A 26855-nucleotide genomic window follows, 5' to 3' on the forward strand; every position below is an offset into this window, starting at 1 on the left:
ATTCGCAATTACGTTTTGTGACGGGGATTTTAGTTAGGCATCAAAACGTGCTGCCGTCGTTAGGCATGGGAATTAAACCCCAAAAAAACTTTGTTAAACAACTAGAAGGTTGTTTTGGCTTAGTGATACTCCACCAGTAACTAAAGCAAATTGTACCTGAGTAAATCCACCCGCACTGCCATCTTGGTCAAAATATAGTGCACCTGTAGTGTTGTTATAGATAAATCGCTGATTGCTCGTTGTTGCAGATGTTCCAAGGGTAAAAGAGCTAGCTGAGAGTAAACCTGATGATAACGCACCACCAAAACCAGCAACCGATACCTGAATCAGTTCATTAGTCGCATTGAAGTTATAAATATTATCAACGCCTTCATTGAAACTATTGAAAACAAAGGTATCAGTACCAGCTCCTCCATACAGGTTATCATTACCTTTGCCACCTTTGAAGGTGTTTTTGCCAGAGGCATTAGAGGCTGTGAGAGTATCATTACCATCGCCTCCATCCAGTAGATTATTGCCTGATGAGTAGTCAACAATCAAGCGATCATCATTAGCACCACCATTGAGCGTGTTATTCCCAGAGACAGTATAAGCTCCGTATGAGGAATATAAGGAGGCGGAACCAGCGGCTGTCAGAGTATCATTGCCATCGCCCCCATTCAGTAGGTTATTGCCTGATGAATAGTTAGTAACTAAGTTATCGTCACCAGCGCCACCATTCAGGGTGTTTTTACCAGAGATAGCATCGAGATAAAAATCGCCTCGGTAGTCGTCGTAGGAGCCAGAGACGTTAAGATAATCATTATCATCATCACCAGAGAGGGAATTATTACCATTTGAATAGTCAGCAGTCAAGTAATCCTTACCTGCACCGCCGAGAATAGTGTTATTTCCGCGTCCCCCAGCGAGGGTATCGTTGCCATTGCTCCCCACAATTAAATCATTGTAGGTTGTACCTGAGATATTTAATTGTTCGATATTCTTGTAGCTAACCTGATTCGGGCCTGCTGTAATCGAACCAGTGTTAGTAGCAGCATTGAATGTCGTTGTGATTCCCTGGCTGATAGAATAGTTATAGAAGGACAATAAATCGTTACCTTTGCCTCCATCTATGGTATCTTTGCCGCGATCGCCTCCGGTGAGTGTATCATTGCCATTGCCCCCCACAATCAAATCATTGTAGGCTGTACCTGAGATATTTAATTGTTCAATATTCTTGTAGCTAACCTGATTCGTGCCTGATGTAATGGAACCAGTGTTAGTAACAGCATTGAATGTCGAAGTGATTCCCTCGCCCCCGCTAGAATTACTGTAATAATAGGCTTCCAATAAATCATCACCTTTTCCCCCATCGATAGTATCATTGCCACTACTACTACCGTAGAGCGAGATGGTATCGTTGCCATTACTTCCTACAATCAAGTCATTGTAGACTGTACCTGAGATATCTAATCCTTCGATATTCTTGTAGTTAATTAGATCCGTGCCCGCCCTAATCGAGCCAGTATTAGTAGCACCATTGAATGTTGTTGTGATTCCCCCACTAGGATAGATATACGAAACGCTCAACAAATCGTTACCTGTCCCCCCATCTACTGTTTGAGTCGCTAAGGAAAGTGGGGAAGTATATAAAACGAAAGAGAAGGAATCATTACCATTCCCTCCATTGAAAATGTTATTACCAAACGTGCCCTCGGCTTTTTTGTCGTCGTAGTAGCCAGAGGCAAAGAAAGAATCATTGCCATCATCTCCATTGAGGATGTTATCGCCCTTTGAATAGTTAATACTCAATTGATCGTCACCAGCACCACCATTGAGAGTGTTATTGCCAGAGGTAAATGAGGCGGAATAGTCATAGTCGCGAGAGGCACTAAGAGAATCATTGCCTTCTCCTCCATTGAGGATGTTATTCCCTGTTGAATAGTTAGCATTTAATTGATCGTCACCAGCACCACCGTTGAGGGTATTATTGCCATCCGTTTTAGACGCAGAGAGATTATCATTGCCATCTTCTCCATTGAGGATGTTATCGCCTGTTGAAGAGGTAGCACTGAATTGATCGTTACCAACACCACCATTAAGAATGTTATCGCTTGTTGAATAATCAACATTTAAGTAATCGTTACCTTCACCGCCAAAAATCGTATCATTGCCATAATTTAAATCATTGCCACTACTGCCTCCGAAGAGTAAATCGTTGCCATTGCTCCCAACAATAAAGTCAGCGTAGGTTGTACCTCTAATTTCTAATTGTTCGATATTGTTGTAGTTAATCTGATTTGTGCCAGCCCTAATCGAGCCAGTCTTACTAGCAGCATCGAAACTCGAAGTGATTCCTTTAGTAGCACTGGTGTAATATACAGACAAGTAATCCTCACCAGTTTCCCCATTTACACTTTGAGTAATTAAGGAAGAAGGGGCAGTTTTTGAGGCGGACAAATAGAAGGTGTCATTACCAGCGCCTCCATTTAAAGTGTTTATACCCTGGACTTCATTGGCGTAAAAGGAATCATCGCCGTCTGTGCCTGAAACCGTATTGTTGCCAGCAGAATAGCTAATATCGAGGTAGTCATCCCCAGCATCTCCACTGAGAATATTATTTCCAGAAGAATAGGAAGCATCAAGGGTATCATTTCCCTCATCACCCCGTACTACGTTACTACCAGTACCACCACGGAGGGAGTCGTTATCCGCACCACCACGGAGGGAGTCGTTATCTGTAACACCAAGGAGAGTATCATTCCCCGCACCACCAATGACGGTATCATTTCCGGCATCACCGCTTAAAAGGTCATTGCCATTTTTGCCATCAATGAAATCATCACCTACTTTAGCATTAATTGTATCTGCGTCCTGACTACCCAGTAGAGTATCCTTACCGTTGGTTCCAATGATATTCACCATAACTTTTATCTTCCTGAATTGATTTTTTGAGTAACTTCAGCTATTAACTTGTTGTTAATGTTGTTTCAGAACATACAGAAATCGTCGAGAGTTAACGCTTTCGACATACTTTTATGTCACCCTTGGGGGCTAGCAATTTTCTCGAAGATTTACCCTATTGATAAGCTTGTTAAGTAGGACTTATCTAACTAACTTGAAAAAGGCAGGAGGTTCAAAGTTAAATTCTTTACCTAATTCCCTATTTCCTTTTTCATTCGTTATTTGTGTACCCGTTAATAATACTACTTACGACTATCTAAGTCTTAAGCATTGTACATATTTATGAGCGTATATTTATGAAAACAGATGGTTTCACACTTTTTTTATCATTCTTGATCCGCAGATCAACCCAGCCATCACTGACAAAGTGTCGAAAAATCAAGCTTGAATGCCTAAAACCAACACTTCATATTTTTTATCAAAGCGTAAGCCCTACTGTCGTAAATATAGAGAATAATTCACTTTCGATAGGGAAAGAATTTTTATGCAGTCGTTGTGGGCTATAGCCCGTGGGTGTGTAGCTTAAAAATAGGGAACATCTAAATAACACTTTGATAACCATATCTGAAGATTTACTGACATGTCCACACTTAAAGAGATATCTTTGCATACTCTTCATATTATTTGCCGACTAGTATGTATAATGTCAGTACTTATCTTTATCTATTCTTCATGTCTTGATAGCCACTAACAAGCCAAATGCAGCAGCTAAACAGCAGCTAAACGGTTGTTTTATCTGCTCGTGTAGCGTGTCGTCCCCCTAGTAGACAAGCAAGCTGTAAGAGTTTTTCAAATCTGGGGTTATGCTGCGAGGTTCTGACGACGAGTTACAGGAATTGAAAACGATCGCACTGGAGCATTGGCACGTTATCAAGAGCTACTTAGGGATAACTATCTCCACCAAACATACCCTCGTAGCTTAGGCGTAGATCGTCTTAGCCATCGCATAGAAAATACTGAGGACGGTGGATCTGAAACTGGACTATATTAGTAGATTTTGAACAAAAATAGATTTTTATTAAAAATAACAGTCACCAGGGAATGAAGGCGTATTAAATAATGGATTTCTTTGACCATGCCAATTTGAAAAAAGAATGCAATATCAATCTGATAGCAGTCCTAAATCATTCGTGAACAACGAGATCCCCGACTTATTTGAGAAGTCGGGGATCTGAAGCCCCTGGATTTTCACAAATCAAATAGAATTGCTATATCTAAATATAGATAAGACCCCTCCTCAAGATATCGCGGAGAGTGCGCATTATGTATAGCAAAAATTTTTTAAATTAGCATCAGTATAGTATTTATATAGGTGGTAGTATAAGTCAACTAGTACTTGTAGATATGTAAATTTATTGCCCTTCACTTCATTAATTCTTCATACAATCAGGATTATATACACTGACGATTGTTTGTGTATCGATTTGACATAGTACATACTTCTTATTTTAGGCAAAGAAAATAGTTATGTCATATTCAAAGCTCAGTCGGTGCTATTTTCTTCTGGCAATGCTAACTATAAGGGTACGATCGCGATCGCATCCTTCCTGTCGTTCACGGCTGGGTGCATTGCGAATCCCCATTGCCGAAGGTAGTGGTGGATCTCTGCACGTGAACTGTTCGAGATCATTATTGGCGTAATCCACGAACTCTGATTATTTCAAGGCTCGTGCGATCGCAAACTACGAGATCGACTGCACATCACTGCCAATGCGAGGATTCTTCTAGGTTAAGACTTGTTTTGTATTAGTCCACGGAAATGGACGAGAGTTTGTGCAGTCGCGAATTCTATTCGTCCAATACTTTTAAAACATCCTCTTAGCTAGGTAGAGTTAAAATACTGGAATCTCAATAACAAATTCTGTTCCTTCACCAAGTATAGAATTGCAACTTAAGCTTCCATCATGGGTTTCCTCAACAATTTGACGAGCGATCGCTAATCCTAATCCTGTTCCTTTGCCAACCTCTTTGGTTGTAAATAGGTGGTCAAAGATCCGCGATCTAATCTCCTCTGGCATCCCCTGACCGTTATCTTTAATGCGAATTATTACTGTTTGTTCGTCACTGGATACTTCAGTTTGAATCAGTATTTGCTGATGTTCTGCTTGCACTTGGGCAAAAGAACGTTTCTGAATGGATGCATCTAAGGCATCAATTGCGTTAGCAAGGATGTTCATAAATACTTGATTTAACTGTCCTAAAAAGCACTTGACTAATGGTAACTTTCCATATTCAGTGATGACTTCGATCGCTGGACGTTTTTCGTTAGCTTTGAGGCGATACTTCAAAATCAACAGGGTACTCTCAATCCCTTCATGGAGGTTACAAGCAACTTTTTCGGCTGTATCGGCTCTGGAGAAGGTGCGGAGACTGGTACTAATATCTTTAATCCGTTCTGAAGCCACCTTCATCGAACTTACTAGCTTTGGTAAATCTTCAGTCAGGAATTCTAGGTCAATTTTTTTGCCATGCTCAATAACTGCGATCGCTGGAGTGGGATGATGTTGTTTAAACAATTGGATATGAGCAAGTAAGTCTTGAGTATACTCTTCGGCATTGTAGAGGCTACCTTCGAGAAATCCAATGGGATTATTAATTTCATGTGCCACACCTGCAACCAAATTGCCCAAGGTTGCCATTTTTTCATTTTGCACCATTTGTAATTGGGCTTGCTCAAGTTCTTGCAGCGATCGCTCTAGTTGATGAGCATAATTCTGGTATTCTTGATAAAGGTGGGCATTCTGTAGAGAGATAGCGGCTTGAGCGCATAGCAGTTGGATAACTTTGGTGCGATCGCTTGTAAATGCACCAATTGTCAGCGGATTTTCTAAATATAGCAGCCCGATGAGTTTACCTTGATTTAACATCGGCGTACACAACACACTCTTAGGTTGTTGCTGCATAAAATATAAGTCGGCGATAAAATCAGTTTGTGCTGTTGCATCATCCAGCACAACAGTTTTTAAGCTGTGTTTGACAAAGTTTACCAGTGTAATCGGAATAGCTTCGCTAATTGGCAATGGTACAGATAATAGAGTGACTCCTTCATTGATGCTGGCTACGGCTTCAATTACTAAGTTGTCCTGTTGGAGTACAAGTAGGGTAGCTTTTTGTGCCCCAGCATTTTCCATTAGCACTTGCAAGAGGGTAGTGAGTAATTGCTCTAATTGAATTTCACTGGAGAGAGCTTGTGAGGCTTTCAAAATGGTGGACAAATCGAGGGCTTCAGAAATACTGCTGCTAGAAAGGTTTGTGTGGATGGTTTGATTTGGGAATGATGATCTATCGACGGTTGAATTTAGTTGAAAGCGATTATGTTGCTCTTGTAAGATGGGAACAAGGAGTTGAGGATAGCGTTTTTCTAAGTCCTCAATTTTGGCTTTAGCGCCCCAACGAGCATAGCAGTAATAAGCTTCTTGCATGTAAACTTGGGCGATTTTTTCTTTGCCCCAGTCGAGGTAAAACTTGGCAGCTAGCTCATTGCTCAAGGCTTCTTCTTGGATATATGCATTTTCTTTAGCAAGAGAAATTGCGCGATCGTACAGTTGCATTGCTTTGTTTTTTTGCAGCAAAATCCGCTGCCGTTCTGCTTCGACTAAATAAAATTTGTGTTGATGATTCATTGGGGCATGATGCGCCCATTTTTTCAGCTTTTTCTGATGGGAGGTTACTTTTTTAAGAATCTGTTTTTGCTCGGTAGCCGTTGCTGTTGGATAGAGAATTAGTTGGGTTAACGCTTGATAAAAATAAACTGTTGGTACAATTGCTGCCGATGTTACCCCATCTAAATAGGTTATTGCCTGAATTGCTGCCTCAGATGCTTTGGTATAATTTTCAAACAGGTAGCAAAGTATCAGTTCATTAGCATAGCTAAAGCTCAATCCAGTACGATCGCCTGCTTGCTCTTGTAATGGGCGAATAGTTTGGGCATCATAAACAGCACCTGATAAGTAACTGGGATCAGTAGACTTTTCTAACAAATTCAAGATGGCTTGACGAAATGAATTAATATAAGTCTGGGGTTTTTCTTGTCTAAAATTGCTGTAGACTTCAGCGTAGTCACCCATCTGTTTTTCTAACTCAGCCAATTCCTGCCCCATCAAATATCCATGAAAACTACAGCTATAGCTAGCCCAAGCCGCATATTCAATATCTCCGGTTTCTAAACCCACTTGATAAGCTTCGATTAACGGTGCAATTGTATCTTTAAGGGGTTGATGCCAGTGATTAATAAATGTTTGAACAATGAAGAAAGTTCTAGCTTTGAATTCTTTGCTATGGAATTTTTCGAGAACTTGTAATGCTAATTGACCAAACTTATAACCTGTCTGAATATTTCCTAGAATACCACACTCAATTAATCCATACCAGGCATAGCCAAATGCAGATGCTGCTGCATTGCCGTACTGCATCGATAAATTGACTTCGCTCAAGATTATTGGTGGGAGTAAATCTGGACGAGCAATATAAGCTGTGGAATTCGTACTAGCCAAAATTCGGATTGCTGCTAGTTGTTTGTCCCCCGTCATATTAGGTAAATCAATCAAACTTAAAGGGGATTTACCTAAAAATCGTAATTTTGTTTGGGCTAGATTGAGTAATGTTTGTATTTTATTCGCTTGGTGAGATAGTTTAACACCTAAGAGATTTAGCAGTGCGATCGCAGTCCGAATCGAATCATCAAAACGACTCTGAGCCAAATAAGATTGGATTTGAATCTCAATCGATTTCACCCGATCTATTAAGTCTTTGGCATGTTGTTGTACTTGCTCAACAAACTCTTCTACCTCGTCAAACTGGCCGATAAGATAGGCTGCCGAAGCCGCTTCTTCATACAAGGCTAATGTAAGTGAATACTGTTGTTGCCAGCTTTCTGTTCTCAATAGTTGAATACCGCAACTGATATATTCTATTGCATTTGTATAAGCAGTGGATAGTTTAGCTTTTTGCCCAGCTAGCAAATTTAACTCTGCTAATTGATCTCGGTCAGATTGTAGATTGATTAGCTTTACACCAATATTTAACTGATTAACAATCTCAAAAATTCTTTCTTCCTGCTTTTTAATTGGTATTTTGTTTAATAGCAGTTGACCAATTTGCAGATGGATGGATTGTTTTTTTGACTCTGGGATCAACGCATAAGCTGCTTGTTGAATGCGATCGTGTAAAAATTTATAGTTTACAGTTAGCGAACTTTGTATTAAATCCTGTGTTTCTCGCCCAACATAGAATTTGTAAACTTCGCTTTGGGGTAAGATTAATCCCTCTTGTAATGCTTTCCAAAGAAATACTGCTGTTTCTGTTTCAGAATTTTCAGAAACAATTGCTAATGTTGCCAAATCAAATTGATTACCAATACAAGCTGCTAATTTCAAAATATTCTGAGTTGATTCTGGTAATTTTCTTAACTGTAACACCATAAAATCAACTACATCATCTGTCAGTGCTAACGCCTTGATTTGGGCAATATCACACTGCCAGCTTCCGCTATTTAAATCAAATTTAATTAGCTGGTCTTGATGCAGTGCTTTGAAAAATTGCGTGCTAAAAAATGGATTACCTTTGGTTTTCTGATATACTAACTGTGTTAAAATTTCTGTAGTTTCTAGCGAACAGTTGAGAGTATCGGCAACCAGTTGATTTAAACTGGCTTCAGTTAGCGGTGCTAATGTAATTTTGTTAATATTAGCAGCATTAAGTTTGGCAATTTCATCTAATGTCAACATCAAGGGATGGGCAGCAGAAACTTCATTATCTCGATAAGCTCCAATTAATAATAAATATCCTGAGTTTGACTCATTCATTAGTAGCTGGATTAACTTCATTGATGCTGAATCTGCCCACTGCATGTCATCTAAAAAAATGACTAGGGGATGTTCTTTGGTAGTGAATACTTGAATAAACCTTTGTAATAATAAATTAAACCGATTCTGGGCTGCGTTTGGGGAAAGTTCCGTTGCCGGTGGTTGTTGACCAATAATTTGTTCTAATTCGGGAATTACCTCAAGAATAACTTGCCCCTGATCGCCCAGCACTTGTAAAATTTTATTTTTCCAAGTTGACAAATGGACATCACTTTCACTCAGTAATTGTCCCATTAAGTCTCGAAACGCCTGCACAAAAGCAAAGAAGGGAATATTACGATTAAACTGGTCAAATTTGCCTTTAATGAAGTAGCCCCGCTGCCGGACAATGGGTTTGTGAACCTCGTTAACAATTGCTGTTTTACCAATACCAGAAAAACCAGCCACCAGCATTAGTTCTACCCCCCTTAGTTCCCCCTTGGGGTTAGTAACGCGTTCAAATGCTTTCAGCAGAGTTTCAACTTCATGCTCACGACCATAGAGTTTTTCTGGGATAATAAAGCGATCGCACACATCCCGTTGAGCAATTGGGAAACTTACAATTTTCCCTGTTGACTTCAGTTGAGCCAAACAATTTTCTAAATCATATTTTAGTCCAAATACGCTCTGATAGCGGTCTTCAGCATTTTTCGCCATCAGTTTCATCACGATATCACACAGAACTTGCGAAATCTGTCTCCTGTCCCCTAAAAGTGGTGGAAGTTTGGCAATATGACAATGTACCAATTCCATCGGATCGTGCGACTGAAACGGTAATTCCCCTGATAGCAACTCATAAAAAGTTACACCTAAAGAATAAAAATCAGTACGGTAATCAATCCCCCGATTCATTCGTCCAGTTTGCTCTGGAGATAAATAGCCGAGTGTCCCTTCTAGCATATTAGGACTGATCAGGATTTGAGTTTCCCGTGGCAGCAGAGATGCAATACTAAAGTCAATTAACTTAACTTGTTTAGTTTCTGGATTAATTAAAATATTGGCAGGTTTAATATCTTTGTGAATGATCCGATAACGAATTAGAATATCTAATGCATTACACAAAGCGATCGCTATTTGTAAAAACTCTTGTAAAGACTCGATATCTAGCGTCTGGTAACAAGCAAAATAATCTTTGAGAGAAATCCCACCAAAATCTTCCATTACCAACGCATAACCATTTTGATACGCCTCCAGACTGTAGGTTTGGACGATCGCAGATGAGTTAAGATTTTTGGCAATTGTGTACTGATTGCGAAACTGCAACAGATCGCTGAAACTGGGATATGAATTTTTTAGCAGTTTAATTACTACAGGTAATGAGTCAGTTTCTCGATACCCCCGATAAACTAGAGTTCTGGAACCATTGTAGATTTCTTTAGTTATGTCGTATCCGGGAATACTGACCATGCTGTTGCCCATACTGCTAAACCCTAGTGATTTCTGAATTTATTGTTCCCAAAGCAGTAACGCCAGTTTATGTGTGTCTTTTGAGACAACTCATCGGGGCAAATCATTAGACTTCTTGCATAAATCCAAAATAAGAACCCCACCCCGCCTTTGACTTACGTCAAAGTCTCCCCTAAGAGCCTGCTCTTAGGAGCTGGGGGTGGGGTTTAGGGAACTGTTGCAAGAGACTCCATGAACAGAGTCCACAACGAAGTAATAAAAATATCTCTTTCCCAGTCCCCAATCCCCAGTCCCCAATCCCCAGTCCCCAATCCCCAGTCCCCAATCCCCAGTCCCCAGTCCCCAATCCCCAGTCCCCAATCCCCAGTCCCCAATCCCCAGTCCTCAATCCCCAGTCCCTATTTTTAAGGCAGGTCTATTACATGTCCCAAATTCAAACGCAAATGGCCGTTCAGAAATGAGAACATCTTGCTGTAAGAAAGAAAAGTTGTTAGGAAAGTCTTAAATAATACTCAAAGAAGAAACAAAAGGAAAAAGGTGAGAAAAACCCACCTCCTAAGAATCGATATGATATAAAAGTAAACAAAATTTAAAAAATATTTATCGAATGGTAGATCAATCATCTGGCTTGTCCAAGGTCAAAGACTCAATAACAGAAAAACTCTTCTTGGGTAACGAACCGAATGCAGAGTTAATTGCAATTCTTACCGTTTACTTTGTCCAAGGAATTTTAGGGCTATCGCGTCTAGCCGTTAGCTTTTTTCTCAAAGATGAACTACTCCTGAGTCCAGTCCAGGTATCGGCGCTATTGGGAATTGTCTTCCTACCTTGGATGATTAAGCCGGTGTTTGGTTTTATCTCTGATGGCTTGCCTATATTTGGCTATCGTCGCCGTCCTTACTTGATTTTATCCGGGATACTGGGAACTGCTTCTTGGATAAGTCTAGCCACAATAGTTCATACTAGCTGGGCAGCTACATTAGCGATCGCCCTCGGTTCTCTCTCCGTCGCCATGAGTGATGTGATAGTTGACTCGCTAGTTGTAGAACGAGCCAGAGGCGAATCGCAAGCAAAAGCCGGTTCATTACAATCTCTGTGCTGGGGTGCTTCGGCGATCGGAGGTTTAATAACAGCCTACTGTAGCGGTCTACTACTCCAATACTTTACTACCCGTACCGTCTTTGGGATTACCGCTTTATTTCCTTTGATCGTTTCAGGGGTAGCTTGGTTAATTGCTGAGTCCCCCGTTAGCCAAGATGCTCAAGATAGTAATCAGACCAACCCTTTACCAATCAAACATCAACTGGAGCAGCTACGCCAAGCTATTAGCCAAAAAACAATTTGGCTACCAACGGCGTTTATCTTCATCTGGCAAGCTACTCCAAATGCTGACTCAGCCTTTTTCTACTTCGCTACCAACGAACTCCACTTTGAACCAGAATTTTTGGGGCGAGTAAACTTGGTGGGAAGTTTCGCTTCTTTGGCAGGTGTTTGGATTTTTCAACGTTTCCTCAAAGGCATCCCTTTTCGTGTGATTTTTGCTTGGAGTACTGTCCTTTCGTCAATTTTGGGGATGACGATGCTGTTGTTGGTGACTCACACAAACAGGCTATTGGGTATAGATGACCACTGGTTTAGTTTGGGTGATAGCCTGATTCTGACTGTGATGGGGAAAATTGCCTTTATGCAAGTGATGGTGCTAGCAGCAAGGCTTTGTCCTTCTGGTGTGGAAGCGACGTTATTTGCTTTGTTAATGTCGGTGTTTAATTCAGCAGGAACGGTTTCCCATGCATTTGGCGCATTAATCACGTATTGGCTGGGGATCACCGCAACAAACTTTGAGTCACTTTGGCTCTTGGTGGTAATTACTAACCTCAGCACGCTGTTACCCCTACCATTTATCAACTGGCTACCTGCTACTGAAGAGCATACTGAAACACCCAAAAATGAGGAACACCTATTTTCGCCTGATTTAATGCCTGAGTTGGTACTGAGAGAACCAAAGTCAGAAATAGTGGAATAGTTGTAATACAGCAAGTTTCAAGTAGATGAGGTACAAAGTGCAGGACTCATGCATCAGACCGCAGAGTGTCAATTCTTTTCTCCTACCCCCTGCCCCCAAGATGAAGTTAAAAGTCAAAAGTTAAAGGGCAAGCATAGAACTGATGAAGTCTTAATTCTTTTCTTTTTACCCTTACGGGTGACGCTCCTACGTCGCTAACGCTGCGCTAACGCCACTTGCTTTATGCCGGGGAACCCGTCCACCGCAGTGGCTCACTTTTTACTTTTAGCTTTTGACTTACTAGCCCCTGCCCGCTATTTGGGTGAAACCATTTTTTCGCTGGCAATGATATGCAAATCGATATTTTTGAGCAAGCGCACCAATTTTTGCGTCAAAGATCCTTTGAGGAGCATTTGCCAGCGCGATCGCTGACTTTCACCAATTACAATTTGGGTAATCCGATGTTTTTCGGCGACCTCAGCGATCGCATTAGCTATATTACTGTTGGTAACACGAAGAAAAGTACCTTCAAATTCTTTACAAAGTTTCTCACAAGTGTGGATGTGTAAACTTTCCTCTTTGGTGAGGAAGCGTTCTGGATCGGCAACGAACAAGGTATAAAGCGGCGCGTTCATATAGTTAGCTAACCTCGCACCCCGGCGTAACAATTGCACTGAGTTGGGATAAGTGGAAACACATACCAAAACCCGCTCGTGAATATTACAAAATTGTCCATTGGGGGTAGTAGCGATCGCATTTCCTTCCACGTTGTCTGCCACTTCTCGCAAAGCCAACTCCCGCAAAGCAATCAGGTTACGGCGTTGGAAAAAATTATCGAGGGATTGTTGGATTTTTGGCTGTGCGTAAATCTTCCCTTCTAATAACCGTTCTTGCAGCGTTTCTGGTGTGACATCCACTACCACTATTTCATCTGCTTCATCCATAATTCTGTCAGGAACCCGCTCACGGACTACCACACCTGTAATTCTGGCTACTAGATCGTTGAGACTTTCCAAATGTTGCACATTCATTGTGGAGTAGACATCAATCCCGGCTGCCAAAACTACTTCTACATCTTCGTAGCGTTTTTCGCGTGGGGAACCAGGGACATTGGTATGGGCAAGTTCATCGATTAAGACTAATTGGGGCGATCGCTTTAAAATAGCATCTGTATCCATATCCGTCAGCGTCAACTCACCGCGAGGATATTGCTTACGGGGTACAATTTCCAGTCCCTCTGCCTTCTCAGCTGTCTCCTTGCGTGCGTGGGTTTCTAAAAGCCCAACAACGACATCAAGCCCTTCGTGTTTAAGTGCGTGTCCCTCTTCCAGCATCCGGTAGGTTTTGCCTACTCCAGGAGCCATACCAATAAAGATTTTATGCTTACCTCGTCGTCGTGCTGGATAAAGCGAGTAACTTGCAGAATTTAAAGGCGCATTCCCAGCCGAATCAGTATTACTTTTATCTGACATTAGACCTCTTGCATGAATATTTGAAAACAATAATCTTATGGTTCACGTAGAGGCATAGAGAGTAATGAAAAAGTTATCTATTTATTCCTAACTCCTAACTCCTAACTCATAACTCCTAACTCCCCACTCTCCATTTACTGATTTTACTGACGATTAATATCTTGGAAGTCAAGAGCATAATTCAATCGGAAAACATTGACTCCTGGTTCGCCAAAAATCCCTAAAAATCTGCCATCAGTATACTTATTAATTAAACGTAAAATTTCATCTTCTTTTACTCCCCGCGCACTAGCAACCCGCGTCAATTGCTGCCGTGCTGCTTTCAAGGATATATGCGGGTCTAAACCAGAACCAGAGGTATAAATTATATCAGCTATCGGTTGAAGATTTTCCTCTCGTAATTTATCTGCCTCTTCTAAAATCCGCTTCTGTAGTTCTGGATTGCTTGCAGCGAGATTACTAGCTCCAGATATGCCAGTTGGCTTGGCTTTTTTGCCTTGGCTATATCTAACAGTACTAGGACGAGAATGGAAATATCGCTCAGATGTAAACACCTGACCGATTAAAGCAGAACCAATTGGTTCATCTTTTTGATTCACCTTGATGCTGCCATTAGCTTGGTAAGGGAAAAAAGCTTGACCCACTACAAGGATTATCAGAGGATAGATGATTCCAGTCAACAACCAAAGCATTAGAGTTATAAAAATTGCTCTGATAGTTTCTCGAATAATAGCCATAAAAAGTTTTCCAATTGCGCCTAGAATTTAATTTTTAATTTTTAATTTTTAATTTTTTTGCCCACCTAGCAGGATCTTACAAGATGCTGTTAGCAACAGCATAAACAACTGGGGCAGTTACCAATACTTCTCGGATAAGGATTGAGTCGTCCTAAATTCAGATCCCCCCGCCTACGGCGACCCCCTTAAAAAGGGGGTAAAAAAGGGTTAGAAGCCCCCTTTTTTAAGGGGGTTAGGGGGATCTGCAACGACTAATTGCGCTAACCGAGAAGTATTGGGGTAGTTACCACATTCAAGCACAGCAGGATAAAAATAGCGAGTAGTAAATGTTGTTTATGCCATTGCGACCAAATAATGGATATCGCCAAAGCAGTGCTGAGTAAAAACGATGTTTATTCATATTCTTCTTGTTCCACCTCTCAACAGATAAAAGTAAAAATGTTTATTATTTTACTTTGTTCAAGATGCGATCGTTTCCCATCGTCTCTACTTTTGCCGTCCTTAGAGGATGTTTGAAAAGTCGCAAAATATACTAGCACTGGCGAATATAATTCGTGACTATACAGACAAAACCAACTTCCGTGGGTTTGAAACCCTTGATTTTCTCTTAGTCCACGGTAGTGGACTAAGTTTTGTGTAGTAGCAAATTGTATTCGCCTAATACTTTTCAAACATCCTCTTAAGCCAAGCCTACAAGTGTAATCAGTACATCGATCAACTTAATTGCAATAAACGGTGCAATTACCCCACCTAAGCCGTAAATTAAGATGTTGCGTTGGAGTAACTGATTAGCTGTAAGCGGTCTAAACTTCACACCCTTTAATGCTAAGGGAATCAAAGCGGGAATAATCAAAGCATTATAAATCAGTGCTGAAAGTACAGCCGATTTAGAGCTAGTCAAATTCATAATATTCAGGCTTTGCAAGTTAGCAGCGACAAATATCACTGGGATAATTGCAAAGTATTTAGCAATATCATTAGCGATGGAAAATGTCGTCAATGCCCCGCGAGTAATCAACAATTGTTTACCAATACCAATGATATCGAGCAGCTTTGTGGGATCGGAGTCCAAATCGACCATGTTAGCGGCTTCTTTTGCTGCTTGCGTTCCTGTATTCATCGCCACACCGACGTTAGCTTGGGCTAATGCTGGAGCATCGTTAGTTCCATCTCCCGTCATGGCGACCAGTTTACCTACGGCTTGTTCCTGTTGAATGATACTGATTTTGTCTTCTGGTGTGGCTTCAGCGATGAAGTCATTTACCCCGGCTTCTTTGGCAATGACAGAAGCGGTAATTCGGTTATCTCCAGTTAGCATAATGGTACGCACTCCCATTCGTCGCAGTTGCTCAAAGCGATCGCGGATACCAGGTTTAACTATATCTTTGAGATAAATAATCCCATAGATTTCGTTATCTAAGCTAACTGCTAGGGGTGTACCTCCCAAGCGAGAAACTCGTTCGTAGGCAGCATCCAATTCTGGTACATCGTGTCCGTTGCGGGAACGGACAAATCCTTTAATAGCTTCTACTGCTCCCTTTCTGGCCTCATACCCACCAGGTAAATTCGTGCCACTCATCCGGGTTTTAGCGGAAAAACTGACTCCTTCTGCCTGAGTGTAGTCAAAATCAAACCGTGCGCCCAACTTTTCTGCCAATCGGACAATGGATTTACCTTCTGATGTATTGTCAAAGACACTAGCTGCCCAGGCAACATTAGCAATTTCCGACATTGAATGACCGTTGAGAGGAATAAACTCTTCCGCCAGACGGTTGCCGAGGGTAATTGTACCTGTCTTGTCAAGAACTAAAGTGTTGACATCACCACAGGCTTCCACTGCTCGTCCTGATGTGGCAATGACGTTAAATTGGGCAACTCGATCCATACCAGCAATACCGATGGTACTTAGTAAGCCGCCAATGGTGGTAGGAATTAACGCCACTAATAGGGCAATCAAAATTGGCACGCTGACTGGACTGTTGACATAGTAAGCAAGTGCAGGCAAGGTTACTACAACTAACAAAAATACTAAGCTGAGAACTGCCAACAATACCGTAAGAGCAATTTCATTGGGTGTTTTGCTACGTTCTGCCCCTTCTACCAAGGCAATCATTCGGTCAATAAAGCCTTTGCCTGGGTCAGTAGTTATACGGATAATTAGTTCATCTGAGATAATCCGCGTTCCACCAGTGACGGAGCTGGCAACATCGGAGCCTGATTCTTTTAATACTGGTGCAGATTCCCCAGTAATTGCCGATTCATCCACTGAGGCAACACCCATGATTACTTCACCATCGGCGGGGATGATATCGCCAGCAACGACGTAGATGGTATCGCCCTGTTTGAGGCTGGTGGATGAAACTTCGCTAAGTGTGCCATCGGCAGCAAGTTTTTTCGCAATCGCCTCTAATTTTGTTAACCGTAAAGCATCGGCTTGGGCTTTACCCCGTCCTTCTGCCACTGCTTCGGCAAAATTGGCAAACCAAACTGTAAAGAATAAAATCCCCGACAACAAGGCGTTGAAAACTTGCGGGTTCTTTTGCAGGGTTGGGCCAAATAGGTTGGGATCGATCGTTAGCAATAAAATGATGATTGTCCCGACCCAAACTACAAAGATTACTGGATTTTTGATTGCATACTTAGGGTTGAGCTTGACAAAAGCATCTCTAATTGCTCTTAAGTACAGCCACTTATTATTTGCCCTGGTCTTTTTACGTCTTTGGCGGCGATCGCCAGAACGAGAACTTGGGCGTCTAGCTTTGAAGTTAGTTGCCACTTGATTCATAAATAAAGTTAGCAGTGAGAAGTTAGGAGTTAGGAGTTATAGGAACTTCTAATAAAAAAATATCCAACCTGTAGGATGCATTAGTAACGCATCCTACGAAACCGGATAATTTATAAAATAACGGCAGGAGCCAGGAGAAAATAAGTATGAATGAAAACTTTATTTCTAAGTAATTACCCAGGTAAAAATCAGATACTGGTACGAGACGCGTAGTGCAAGATATAGCTGAGTGCTGTTAGCGAGGCGTTGAGCCAGTGCTGAGTATAAACCTAGTACCGTAAGGCGGAATTCAAAATTCAAAATTCAAAATTCAAAATCAATGCAGCGTAAGCGTTTCGTTGATTTTGAATGGTGAGGCAGTCCGCAGAAGAGGGGGTTTCCCCCATGAGGAACTGCCGTTAGCGCAGCGTTAGCGAGCCTGCGTTCGCGTAGCGTCTCGTAGAGAGCGTCACCCGAAGGGGTGGTTTATTTACGCCGTGTTGTATTAGTTGCTTCCAGGCTTTGAGCAATCAGCACTGTCCTAACATATCTGACTACAGCTATATAACCTTTCTTGCTTAAATCTCACACTTTTAAGTCTGGGTTACTCCTTCCTCCTGCCTCCTGAATTACTTTTTGATATTTTCTTAATTTCAAACTTATAACTCATAACTTTTCTAACTGCCAGATGCTAGTTTCAAACCCTCAGCTATGGGGCCTAAAGCCAGAACGGGAAAGAAAGTTAATACTCCCAAAACCAGCGTTACTCCAGCCGCGATCCCAGTAAATACCAGAGAATCAGTTCTCAGGGTAGTAGGGGTTTCTTGTACTGGTTGTTTGCGAGACATTCCGTCAGCTAGCAGCAGGATGGCAATCATCGGAATGTAGCGTCCTCCGATTAGGCTAACTAAAGTACTTAAGTTCCACCATAGGGTGTTATCCCTTAATCCCTCTAAGCCCGAACCATTATTTGCTGCGGCTGAGGCATATTCATAAACTACTTGAGAAATACCGTGATAGCCAGAGTTACTAATTCCAGATAGGGAAATGGGATAAGCCAAAGCGATCGCACTGGGAATCAAAACTAGAATTGGGTGAATCAACAGCACTACACTAGCGAGAACGATTTCCCGCTTTTCAATTTTGCGTCCTAAAAACTCTGGGGTACGTCCTGCCATTAGTCCAGTTAGAAAGACTGTGAGAATTAAGTAAATAAATAAGTAAGCTGTTCCAGTTCCCTGACCACCCCAGATAACCTGGATAAATAAGTTAAAGAGAGTCGAAAATATTCCTTGCGGCATCAGAGAATCGTGCATCCCATTCACAGCACCAGACATAGTAGCAGTAGTCATCACTGCCCAAAATGCTGTTTGTGCCCAACCAAATCGAACTTCTTTCCCCTCTAAATTGGGCTGTTCTAATCCAAGGGCGGTATTAACTAGGGGATTACCTTGCAATTCTCCCACAACTGTAACTCCCACCAGAATAACAAAAATCACAAACACCATCCAAAAAAGTAACCAAGCTTGTTTGATGTTATTGGCAAATATACCGTAAGTGTAAATCAAAGCTGCTGGGATAGAAATCATGGCGAGCATTTCTATCAAATTAGAAGCGCCATTGGGATTTTCAAAGGGGTGAGCTGAGTTGACGCCAAAAAAGCCGCCGCCGTTCTCGCCCAAAAGTTTGATCGTTTCAAAAGATGCTACCGGGCCTCTGGCCAGATATTGCGTCCCACCTTCTAAGGTTGTCACATCCATAGTTCCAGCTAAGGTTTGTGGTACACCTGCTACCAGCAAAGCGATCGCGCCAATAATCGAAATCGGCAGCAATATTCGCGTAATTCCACGGACGAGATCGACGTAAAAGTTTCCTAGTCTTCTACCCGTCAACCCGCGAATAAAAGCAATTCCTACGGCTAAACCGGTGGCTGCGGAGGTGAACATCAAAAAGCCTAAAGCCGCTACCTGGCTAAAATAGCTTAAGGTTGTCTCACCTGCATAGTGTTGTTGGTCAGTATTCGTTACAAATGAAATTGTTGTATGTAACAATACATCCCAACTGGGCGAACCGAAGCCATTTGGATTCCAGGGTAAGAGTCTCTGAAAATAGATCAAAAAATACACTGAAATACCCATAATTAAATTACAACAAAGTATGGCCCGGATATACTGCCAACCCGTCATGTCATCTTTTCTCCGAACACCCGCAAGTACGAACATACTTCGCTCTATGGGGTTCATCAAAAAATCAAGCAGTGTTCTTTCTCCCAAAAAGACACGCGCTATGTATTTTCCGAATAATGGAGTGATTGCTATGACAATACACAGCGTTAAGCCAATTTGCAAAAAACCTTGTCCCATATATTTTGCGCTAAATTAAATTTAAGTCCTAGCAAGCCAATTTTTAGAAATAACAGATTTTCAGGAATTTACTATTTTCAGCTATCACTATTTTCCAGATACTTATTCAAGTTTTTGTTAAGAATATTTAATTTTTACTCTTAATTCATCTATTTAACTAGTTAGGACTATTTGTTTATACAATACATTTTGCACAATTAGTCAGAATTGCTTGAGTGAGATTAGCGTAGCTTGCCGCCGTAGGCATCGCTCCTAATATATCTCTAATCACTGCATTAGGGGCGATGTAGCATTTTGGGAAAATTGTACGTTAACCGCAAAGGCAATGGTCGCAAAATTGATTTGATTTCGCTTGTACCGGGTGGGTTAGAAATTAATTAAAAATTCTCTTTCGTGTTGACAAGTATACAGTTGATTATATTCTGTGCAAGAATGGCGATCGCCGCTCAAATTGACATCCACCCCGCCCTATAAGCGCGGGGATTCCCAAACCCACCTTTTCTGATGAAAGAAGCGATAAATGAGCGTGGAAAGACTTATGGGCTAATAGCGATCGCCTTTGCGATCGTGATCATCCTAGAATATTTGACACCCCCTGAATACGTGTTTGGCTATCTCTACACAGGGACGATTTTATTAGCAGATTCTCGATTGAATCGGAGAGCAGTTTTGGGGATCACTCTTGCAGCTACAGGATTAACATTATTGAATTTGTTTGTTCCCGGAGGAGAAATAATTAATTCTCCAACGTTGGCAAATAGGTTGATTGCAGTATTGGCATTGTTGGTAACAGGTTGGTTAAGTGACCGCAACCACCGCAATGAAGAAGCGATCGCTTATACTCAAGCACAATTACGCTCCCAAGAACAACTAGCTATCATGCGTGAAGATTTTGTTTCTACCCTAACGCATGATTTGAAAACACCCCTATTAGGAGCAATTGAAACGCTGAAATATTTTCAAAATGAGCAATTCGGTGAAATCACGCCCATGCAAGCAAACGTTTTACAAACAATGGCTCGTAGTCATCAGAGTACATTGCAATTAGTCCAAACACTTTTAGATGTGTACCGCAATGATGCCGAAGGGCTGAAACTACAGATATCACCAGTTAACTTGGTGACAGTAGCGGAGGAGATCATCGCTACACTGACTGAACTAGCAAAAACACGTCAGGTTTATATTTCTCTGCACTATGGCGAATCAGATTTTCGCAGCTTTCTCTGGGTAAACGGAGATTCTTTGCAACTTGGGCGAGTTTTCAGCAATCTCCTGAGTAATGGCATTAACCATACCCCTCGTGGCGGTAAAGTGGAAGTAGTATTTGAAGGTTATTCTAGCGATCAAGTGGTAAAAATACTCGATACTGGTTCTGGCATTACCGAAAAAGAGTTACCTCACTTATTTGAGAGATTTTATCAAGGAAATAGCGATCGCCACGTCACTGGCTCTGGGCTAGGACTTTATTTAACCAGGCAAATTATTACTGCTCATGGGGGTACAATTTGGGCAGAAAATCGCTCACCACGCGGCGCACTGTTTGGTTTCCGACTCCCAGCTTGTCCACCACCGGGGAGATGAGGAGTGGGGGAGCAGGGGGAGCAGGGGGAGCAGGGGGAGCAGGGGGAGAATAACAAATGACAAATGACAAATGACAAATGACCAATGACAAATGACAAAAATCTTACTAGTTGAAGATGATGAATTGTTTCGGCTTGGTCTGCGGATGCGGTTGCAACAAGAAACCAGTTTGGAGATTGTCGCAGAAGCGGAAGATGGGGAACAAGCTGTAGAATTAGCTAATCACTATCCTCTGGATTTGGTGTTGCTGGATATAGGTTTACCAGGAATTGGCGGGATTGAGGCTTGTCGCCAAATCAAGCAGAAGCACCCAAATTTACCAATTCTTGTTTTAACGTCTCGTTCTGAAAAACCCCTGATTTCGCGGTTAATTGCTGCCGGGGCGCAAGGTTACTGCCTTAAAGGTATTCCGGCTGAGTCTTTGATATTAGCAGTGCGATCGGTTGCTGCGGGCGCTTCTTGGTGGGATCAAACGGCAACAACTGAAATTAGAGCCGCTTTTGAAGGTAATTCGATGGCGGTGCAGTCTACAAAAACTGAGGAATCTTTAGAAAATCCTTTAACGAAGCGGGAGCAAGAAATTTTGGCACTGGTAGCAGCTGGCAAAAGCAATCAAGAAATTGCTGAAATTCTCTACATTGCCCCTGGTACAGTGCGGGTTCATGTCCATGCTATTTTACAAAAACTAGAAGTACGCGATCGCACTCAAGCCGCAGTCTTAGCTATCCAAAAAGGATTGGTAGCACCAGAATTGTTGATTAATTAGATTTATTGGTCATTGGTCATTTGTCATTTGTCATTTGTCATTTGTCATTTGTCATTTGTCATTGGTCATTAGTCATTAGTTATTCTCCCCCTGCCTCGTCTGCTCCCCTTTTCTTATTCTCCCCCTGCCTCCCCTGCTCCCCTGCCTCCCCTGCTCCCTCATCTCCCTAATCCCCAGTCCCTAATCGCTTTTCTGATTTTGAAAATTGCGATGAGATATCAGGCTGCTCTATAGGAATTTCGATCACAAACTCTGCTCCTTTGCCAACAGATGGGTTACAGCTAATATTTCCTCGGTGTTTTTGGACGATAATTTGATAACTAATAGATAATCCTAGCCCACTACCTTTGCCCACAGGTTTTGTGGTAAAAAATGGGTCAAATAAACGCGATCGCAATGACTCTTCAATACCAAGACCATTATCAGCGATCGCAATTTTGACTAAGTTCAAGTCTGTCACCTCTGTATGAATCCGAATTTGGGGAGGAGGGAGTAGTGAGTAGGAAGTAGAAGATTGATTTCTCACTCCCCATTGCTCCTGATCCCCAGAGAGTTCTCCATTCCCTACTCCCCACTCCCCACTCCCCACTCCCTCTTCTATTGCATCAATAGCATTATTCAACAAATGCATAAATACTTGATTTAGTTCACTCGCATAACAAGTGACTAGGGGCAAGTTACCATAATCTTTCACCACAACAATTGCCGGACGATCGGCTGCTTCTCTGAGCCGATGTTGTAACATCACCAAAGTATTTTCGATGTCTTCATGGATATTTACCCGTTTCATCTCTGCTTCATCATGCCGAGAAAAGTGTTGTAAGGCCAGTACAATTTCCCGAATGCGATCGGAGCCTCTATACATTGCACCTATCAGATTTTGTAGATCCTTAATGATAAAATTCAGGTCTAAATCTTTGGCTATTTGCTGAATTTTTGGTGTGGGTTTGGGATATTCTTGCTGATAGACCTCAATTATACTTACTAGGTCTTCTACATATTGACCAGCATATTGGAGATTTCCATAAATAAAACTGATCGGGTTATTAATCTCATGAGCCAGCCCAGCTACTAACTGTCCCAGCGCCACCATCTTTTCGTTCTGAATTTGTTGAACTTGAGAGGCTTGCAAGTTGTCAAGAGCCTGTTGGAGTAAAAAGTTTTTTTCTTGTAGTTTAACTTGGAGCAAGCGTAAATTAATCTGATTTTCAATTCGCAATACCACTTCTGCACCATGAAAAGGTTTTGCAATATAATCTACACCACCAACATCAAATGCCTTTACCTTATCTACAACATCATCCAGAGCACTAATAAAAATTACTGGGACTTCACTAGTTTTATCGTCAGCTTTTAGTTGTTGACAAACTTGGTAGCCATCCATACCTGGCATATTAATATCCAGCAAAATCACATCGGGCAAAACCATTTGACATGCAGTCAGTGCCATTTTACCGTTTAAGGCTTTGCGAACTTCAAAACCTTGTGCAGTCAACATCGCCGATAAAAGCCGCAAATTATCTGGGGTATCATCGACCACCAAAATATTTCTTTTCTGATAATTAGTTTGATTAAAATGCATTATTGATCAAAAGTTATGCGTATAATTATTGAGGATAGTAAATCCCTCTTTGAAATCATTCTAAAATTTGTTGAGTGATTTCACCGAAATACTTAATCTTTATAGTTTAACTCTCACGTGGCTGAAGAGTTTTGCAGATTATCGAAGCTATTGGCCAGTTATCACCTTTGGCAACCCGATCAACTGCTGTAAGAATTATAGTAGATAGCACTCACAAATTATCTAGCCAAGGAGCAACAATGAAATTTTTTTCAGTTGCTACTTGATAGCTACCATTGAGGTGCTGAGGTAAGCAACTTAAGAGCCAGTTGTTGTTCTATGGGTTTAGAAAATAAATATCCTTGAGCGAAATTACAGTTTAAACTTCTCAATTGGGCTAACTGTTCTTGTGTTTCGACACCTTCAGCGATCGCACTCATCCCCATTGAGTTGGCAATGCCAATCATTGCTGGTACTAACCCCATATTTTCTTTGTTCTCCTGCATCCGTTTGACGAAGGATTTATCAATTTTGAGTGCATTTAAAGGAAAGCTGTGCAGGTAACTTAAAGAGGAAAATCCTGTACCAAAATCATCCATAATCAACTTAATTTTTCGCTGCTTTAGTTGTTGAAGAATTATTTTTATCGCATCTGTATTTTCCATAATTACACTTTCGGTAATTTCTAATTCTAAATATGCCGGATTTATTTTATTTTCATAAATTATTCGGTCAATTTGTTCTACCAAATTCGGCTGTAAAAATAATTTTGCACTTAAATTAACACTCATAGTTAGAGGTTCTGGTGTCACTGGATAATGTTGCCAGATGCTTAATTGATAACAAGCTGACTGTAATACCCAAGTATTGATGGCATTAATTAAACCCGTTTCTTCGGCTACAGGAATAAATTCTATGGGAGAAACCAAACCACGAATCGGATGTTGCCAGCGCACTAAGGCTTCAAATCCAGAAATTCTACCTGTAGTCAGGGAAATAATTGGCTGATAGTAAACGAGGAATTCTTGCCTTTCAACAGCCCTTCGCAGGTCATTTTCTAACTCTAAAAGCTGAATAGCTTCCTGATGCATCGCCGGATTAAAAACGTGATATTTGCCTCTTCCTTGAGCCTTAGCCCGATACATTGCCGTATCAGCATCACGCAGCAAATACTCTGGGCGATCGTAATCTTTGTTGCCCCAAGTAATACCAATACTGACATTCATAAATACTTCATATCTTGAGAGCTTAAAGGCAAGTGATAGCTGTTGCAGAATCCGTTCGGCAACTTGGATTGCTATATTGATATCTGTGATATTTTCTAAAAGAATTCCAAATTCGTCCCCACCCAATCGTGCTAAAGTATCAACAGGTATCAGACATGCTTGTAAACGGTGAGCAATGGCTATCAGTAATTCATCTCCCACCGGATGACCAAGAGAATCATTAATAACTTTGAAGCGATCGCAGTCCAAAAAAAGTACCGCAAACTGATAATTAGATTCTTGCTTCGCGCGATTGAGAGCATTTTCTAATCGCCTAATAAACAAAACTCGGTTTGATAATCCAGTCAGGGAATCATGCAGTGCTATATCTAGCAGTTGACTTTGCAATTTCTGGCGGGAATCGATTTCTTGCTGAAGTTTTTGGAGAGTTTTTTCTAGCTCCCCAGTCCGCTGTTTTACCCGATCTTCAAGTTCAACATTTAGTTTCAATATTTCTAACCGCGCCGATCTCAATGCCAGTTGGTTTTGCACACGCACTAAAACTTCTTGAAACTCAAAAGGTTTGGTGATGTAGTCTACACCACCCGCTTTAAAGGCTTTAACTTTGTCAAAAACATCATCTAAAGCACTAATAAAAATTACTGGAATATCAGCTGTTAGTTCCCAAGCTTTAAAGGTTTGGCAAATTTCATACCCATCTACTTCTGGCATCATGATATCGAGTAGAATCAAATCAGGTAATAATGTTTGAGTTGCTGTCAATGCCATTTGCCAGTTCAAAGCTTTACGAACGTTATACCCTTCCCTTGTCAATATAGAGGATAAAACCCGGAGGTTATCCGCCATATCATCAATGATCAAAATATCTTTTTTATTAGGATTTAAATGCTCGTAATTCATTCTAAGTTTGTTGTAGTCAATTCCATGATTTTCTCAAACTGGTAGTTATTTGCTAAATCCCTGAGAACTTGGGAAACTTGAGCATTATCTGATGGAATTTGCTTGAGTAACTCTAAAATCAGTTCATCGCTACAGCTGGCTGCGGCATAGTGAATCTGTTGGAGCCACTCAGGTGACATTTGTGATAAATGCCCCAGGAGTTCGGCAACACTGACAAAAATCTGTGTAGCTTGATCGACAACTACTGTGTTTGTGGTTTTTACCTGATTGGTATATTTTAAACCCAGATGTTTGCTCAGTTTTTCCAATAATACTTCCTGTTTGAATGGCTTGCGAATAAAATCATCACAGCCAATGGACAAAATTTTCTGGCGTTCTTCTTCAAAGGCGCTAGCAGTTAGGGCAATAATGATTGTATTTGTATTGGAGCTATCCGGCATTGTTCTAGAGAAGTCGTAAGGGGGAGCCAAGGCTGTTGGCATCCGCGATCGCAAAGTGGACGCACCAGAAGCATCATTTTCTATGACACCAGTTGTTTCTGGTGTGGAAGACTCTTTGCGTACAACTTTCAGAACCTCACCCTCGCCGGAATCGGTTAACTCTTCTGCAAGGTACTGGCTCCCCGATGACACCAGTTGTTTCGATTTTGCGAACCTCCGCGACGTATTGGCTCTTTGATGCCCGATTTCTCTAGCTTTAATAGCTCTTGTGGCTTCGTAACCGTCCATAACCGGCATTCGCATATCCATAAAAATTAGGTGTGGTTGCCAAGATTCCCAATTAGCGATCGCTTCACTACCATCTGTAGCTTCGTTAACTTCAAAGCCTAGAGATGTGAGAATTTTAACTAGCAACAACCGGCTTTCTTTGGAGTCGTCAACTACTAGGATACGGTATACTTTTTCACTAAGTGCTAAAACTCTAATTTGTGATTTAATTTGGTTTATCGGGATTTCTCTGGGACAAGTTAGAGCAATCTGAACATCAAAGGCAAATGTACTACCGACATCAGGCATCGTGCTGACAGTAATATCTCCTCCCATCAGTTGCACGTATTTACGGCTAATCGCTAAACCCAGTCCCGTCCCTTGTTGGAATTTTCTGCCAATTTCGGTTTGTTCAAAAGCCTCAAACAGCAAATCAAGTTCTTGTGGAGCAATACCACAGCCAGTGTCTTGTACCTCGAAGAAGAGATGAGGAAGATGAGGGGGATGAGGAAGATTTTGCTCCCTCATCTCCCCCTGCTCCCCCTGCTCCCCCTGCTCCCCCTGCTCCCCCTGCTCCCCCTGC

13 protein-coding genes are annotated in these 26855 nt (G+C 41.5%); 3 read left to right on the forward strand and 10 right to left on the reverse strand.

All coding sequences use genetic code 11. The annotated features are described in order from the left end of the window. Positions 1-93: 93 nt before the first annotated feature. The 3 genes from RMY63_RS24305 to RMY63_RS24315 form a co-directional block, all read right to left on the reverse strand. Positions 94-2904 carry a calcium-binding protein gene (locus RMY63_RS24305; RefSeq protein WP_322731173.1) on the reverse strand — a complete coding sequence of 937 codons (2811 nt, stop codon included), beginning with the start codon at positions 2902-2904 and terminating at the stop codon, positions 94-96. Between the two features lie 1532 nt (positions 2905-4436). Then, positions 4437-4589 (reverse strand): hypothetical protein, encoded by a 153-nt coding sequence (locus RMY63_RS24310; RefSeq protein WP_322731174.1) that lies wholly within the window; start codon positions 4587-4589, stop codon positions 4437-4439. Positions 4590-4775: 186 nt separating this feature from the next. Next, positions 4776-10205, reverse strand: a complete 5430-nt coding sequence (locus RMY63_RS24315; protein WP_322731175.1) for an AAA family ATPase — start codon at positions 10203-10205, stop codon at positions 4776-4778. Positions 10206-10800: 595 nt separating this feature from the next. On the opposite strand from RMY63_RS24315, the gene RMY63_RS24320 reads away from it, so the two are divergent. Next, the gene (locus RMY63_RS24320; protein WP_322731176.1) at positions 10801-12216 is read left to right on the forward strand and encodes a folate/biopterin family MFS transporter; all 1416 of its coding nucleotides are present in this window, start codon (positions 10801-10803) and stop codon (positions 12214-12216) included. A gap of 293 nt (positions 12217-12509) precedes the next feature. Here the strand turns inward: RMY63_RS24320 and RMY63_RS24325 are convergent, their stop codons facing one another. The 4 genes from RMY63_RS24325 to kdpA form a co-directional block, all read right to left on the reverse strand. Further along, positions 12510-13667, reverse strand: a complete 1158-nt coding sequence (locus RMY63_RS24325) for a universal stress protein (RefSeq protein WP_322731177.1) — start codon at positions 13665-13667, stop codon at positions 12510-12512. 143 nt (positions 13668-13810) lie between these two features. Then, a complete protein-coding gene (gene kdpC / locus RMY63_RS24330) occupies positions 13811-14404 on the reverse strand; it encodes a K(+)-transporting ATPase subunit C (protein ID WP_322731178.1) in 594 nt (197 codons plus the stop codon). 679 nt (positions 14405-15083) lie between these two features. Continuing rightward, positions 15084-17189, reverse strand: coding sequence for a potassium-transporting ATPase subunit KdpB (kdpB, locus tag RMY63_RS24335; RefSeq protein WP_322731179.1), 2106 nt, complete (start codon positions 17187-17189; stop codon positions 15084-15086). A 656-nt stretch (positions 17190-17845) separates the two neighbouring features. Beyond that, positions 17846-19531 carry a potassium-transporting ATPase subunit KdpA gene (gene kdpA / locus RMY63_RS24340; RefSeq protein WP_322731180.1) on the reverse strand — a complete coding sequence of 562 codons (1686 nt, stop codon included), beginning with the start codon at positions 19529-19531 and terminating at the stop codon, positions 17846-17848. 504 nt (positions 19532-20035) lie between these two features. Here kdpA and RMY63_RS24345 point away from each other — a divergent pair. Together RMY63_RS24345 and RMY63_RS24350 are read left to right on the forward strand one after the other, a co-directional pair. Further along, a complete protein-coding gene (locus tag RMY63_RS24345; protein WP_322731181.1) occupies positions 20036-21112 on the forward strand; it encodes a HAMP domain-containing sensor histidine kinase in 1077 nt (358 codons plus the stop codon). Positions 21113-21203: 91 nt separating this feature from the next. Next, entirely contained in the window at positions 21204-21878 is a 675-nt protein-coding gene (locus RMY63_RS24350; RefSeq protein WP_322731182.1) for a response regulator transcription factor, read from the forward strand. A gap of 166 nt (positions 21879-22044) precedes the next feature. Here the strand turns inward: RMY63_RS24350 and RMY63_RS24355 are convergent, their stop codons facing one another. The 3 genes from RMY63_RS24355 to RMY63_RS24365 all read right to left on the reverse strand — a co-directional run. Next, positions 22045-23460 (reverse strand): response regulator, encoded by a 1416-nt coding sequence (locus RMY63_RS24355; protein ID WP_322731183.1) that lies wholly within the window; start codon positions 23458-23460, stop codon positions 22045-22047. 269 nt (positions 23461-23729) lie between these two features. Next, positions 23730-25565: an EAL domain-containing protein gene (locus tag RMY63_RS24360; protein WP_322731184.1), complete on the reverse strand. Its 1836-nt coding sequence runs from the start codon at positions 25563-25565 to the stop codon at positions 23730-23732. Next, the coding region (locus RMY63_RS24365) for a response regulator (RefSeq protein WP_322731185.1) at positions 25562-26855 on the reverse strand (1294 nt) is incomplete at its 5' end. The genes RMY63_RS24365 and RMY63_RS24360, both read right to left, overlap by 4 nt.

The sequence above is a fragment of the Nostoc sp. ChiQUE01b genome, assembly GCF_034531255.1.
Classification (GTDB): Bacteria; Cyanobacteriota; Cyanobacteriia; order Cyanobacteriales; family Nostocaceae; genus Nostoc.

Coding starts and splice junctions, on each gene's coding strand:
- RMY63_RS24305 (WP_322731173.1), bottom strand. CDS start 2,904: ATGGTGAATATCATTGGAACCAACGGTAAGGATACTCTACTGGGTAGT.
- RMY63_RS24315 (WP_322731175.1), bottom strand. CDS start 10,205: ATGGGCAACAGCATGGTCAGTATTCCCGGATACGACATAACTAAAGAA.
- RMY63_RS24320 (WP_322731176.1), top strand. CDS start 10,801: ATGGTAGATCAATCATCTGGCTTGTCCAAGGTCAAAGACTCAATAACA.
- RMY63_RS24325 (WP_322731177.1), bottom strand. CDS start 13,667: ATGTCAGATAAAAGTAATACTGATTCGGCTGGGAATGCGCCTTTAAAT.
- kdpC (WP_322731178.1), bottom strand. CDS start 14,404: ATGGCTATTATTCGAGAAACTATCAGAGCAATTTTTATAACTCTAATG.
- kdpB (WP_322731179.1), bottom strand. CDS start 17,189: ATGAATCAAGTGGCAACTAACTTCAAAGCTAGACGCCCAAGTTCTCGT.
- kdpA (WP_322731180.1), bottom strand. CDS start 19,531: ATGGGACAAGGTTTTTTGCAAATTGGCTTAACGCTGTGTATTGTCATA.
- RMY63_RS24345 (WP_322731181.1), top strand. CDS start 20,036: ATGAAAGAAGCGATAAATGAGCGTGGAAAGACTTATGGGCTAATAGCG.
- RMY63_RS24350 (WP_322731182.1), top strand. CDS start 21,204: ATGACAAAAATCTTACTAGTTGAAGATGATGAATTGTTTCGGCTTGGT.
- RMY63_RS24355 (WP_322731183.1), bottom strand. CDS start 23,460: ATGCATTTTAATCAAACTAATTATCAGAAAAGAAATATTTTGGTGGTC.
- RMY63_RS24360 (WP_322731184.1), bottom strand. CDS start 25,565: ATGAATTACGAGCATTTAAATCCTAATAAAAAAGATATTTTGATCATT.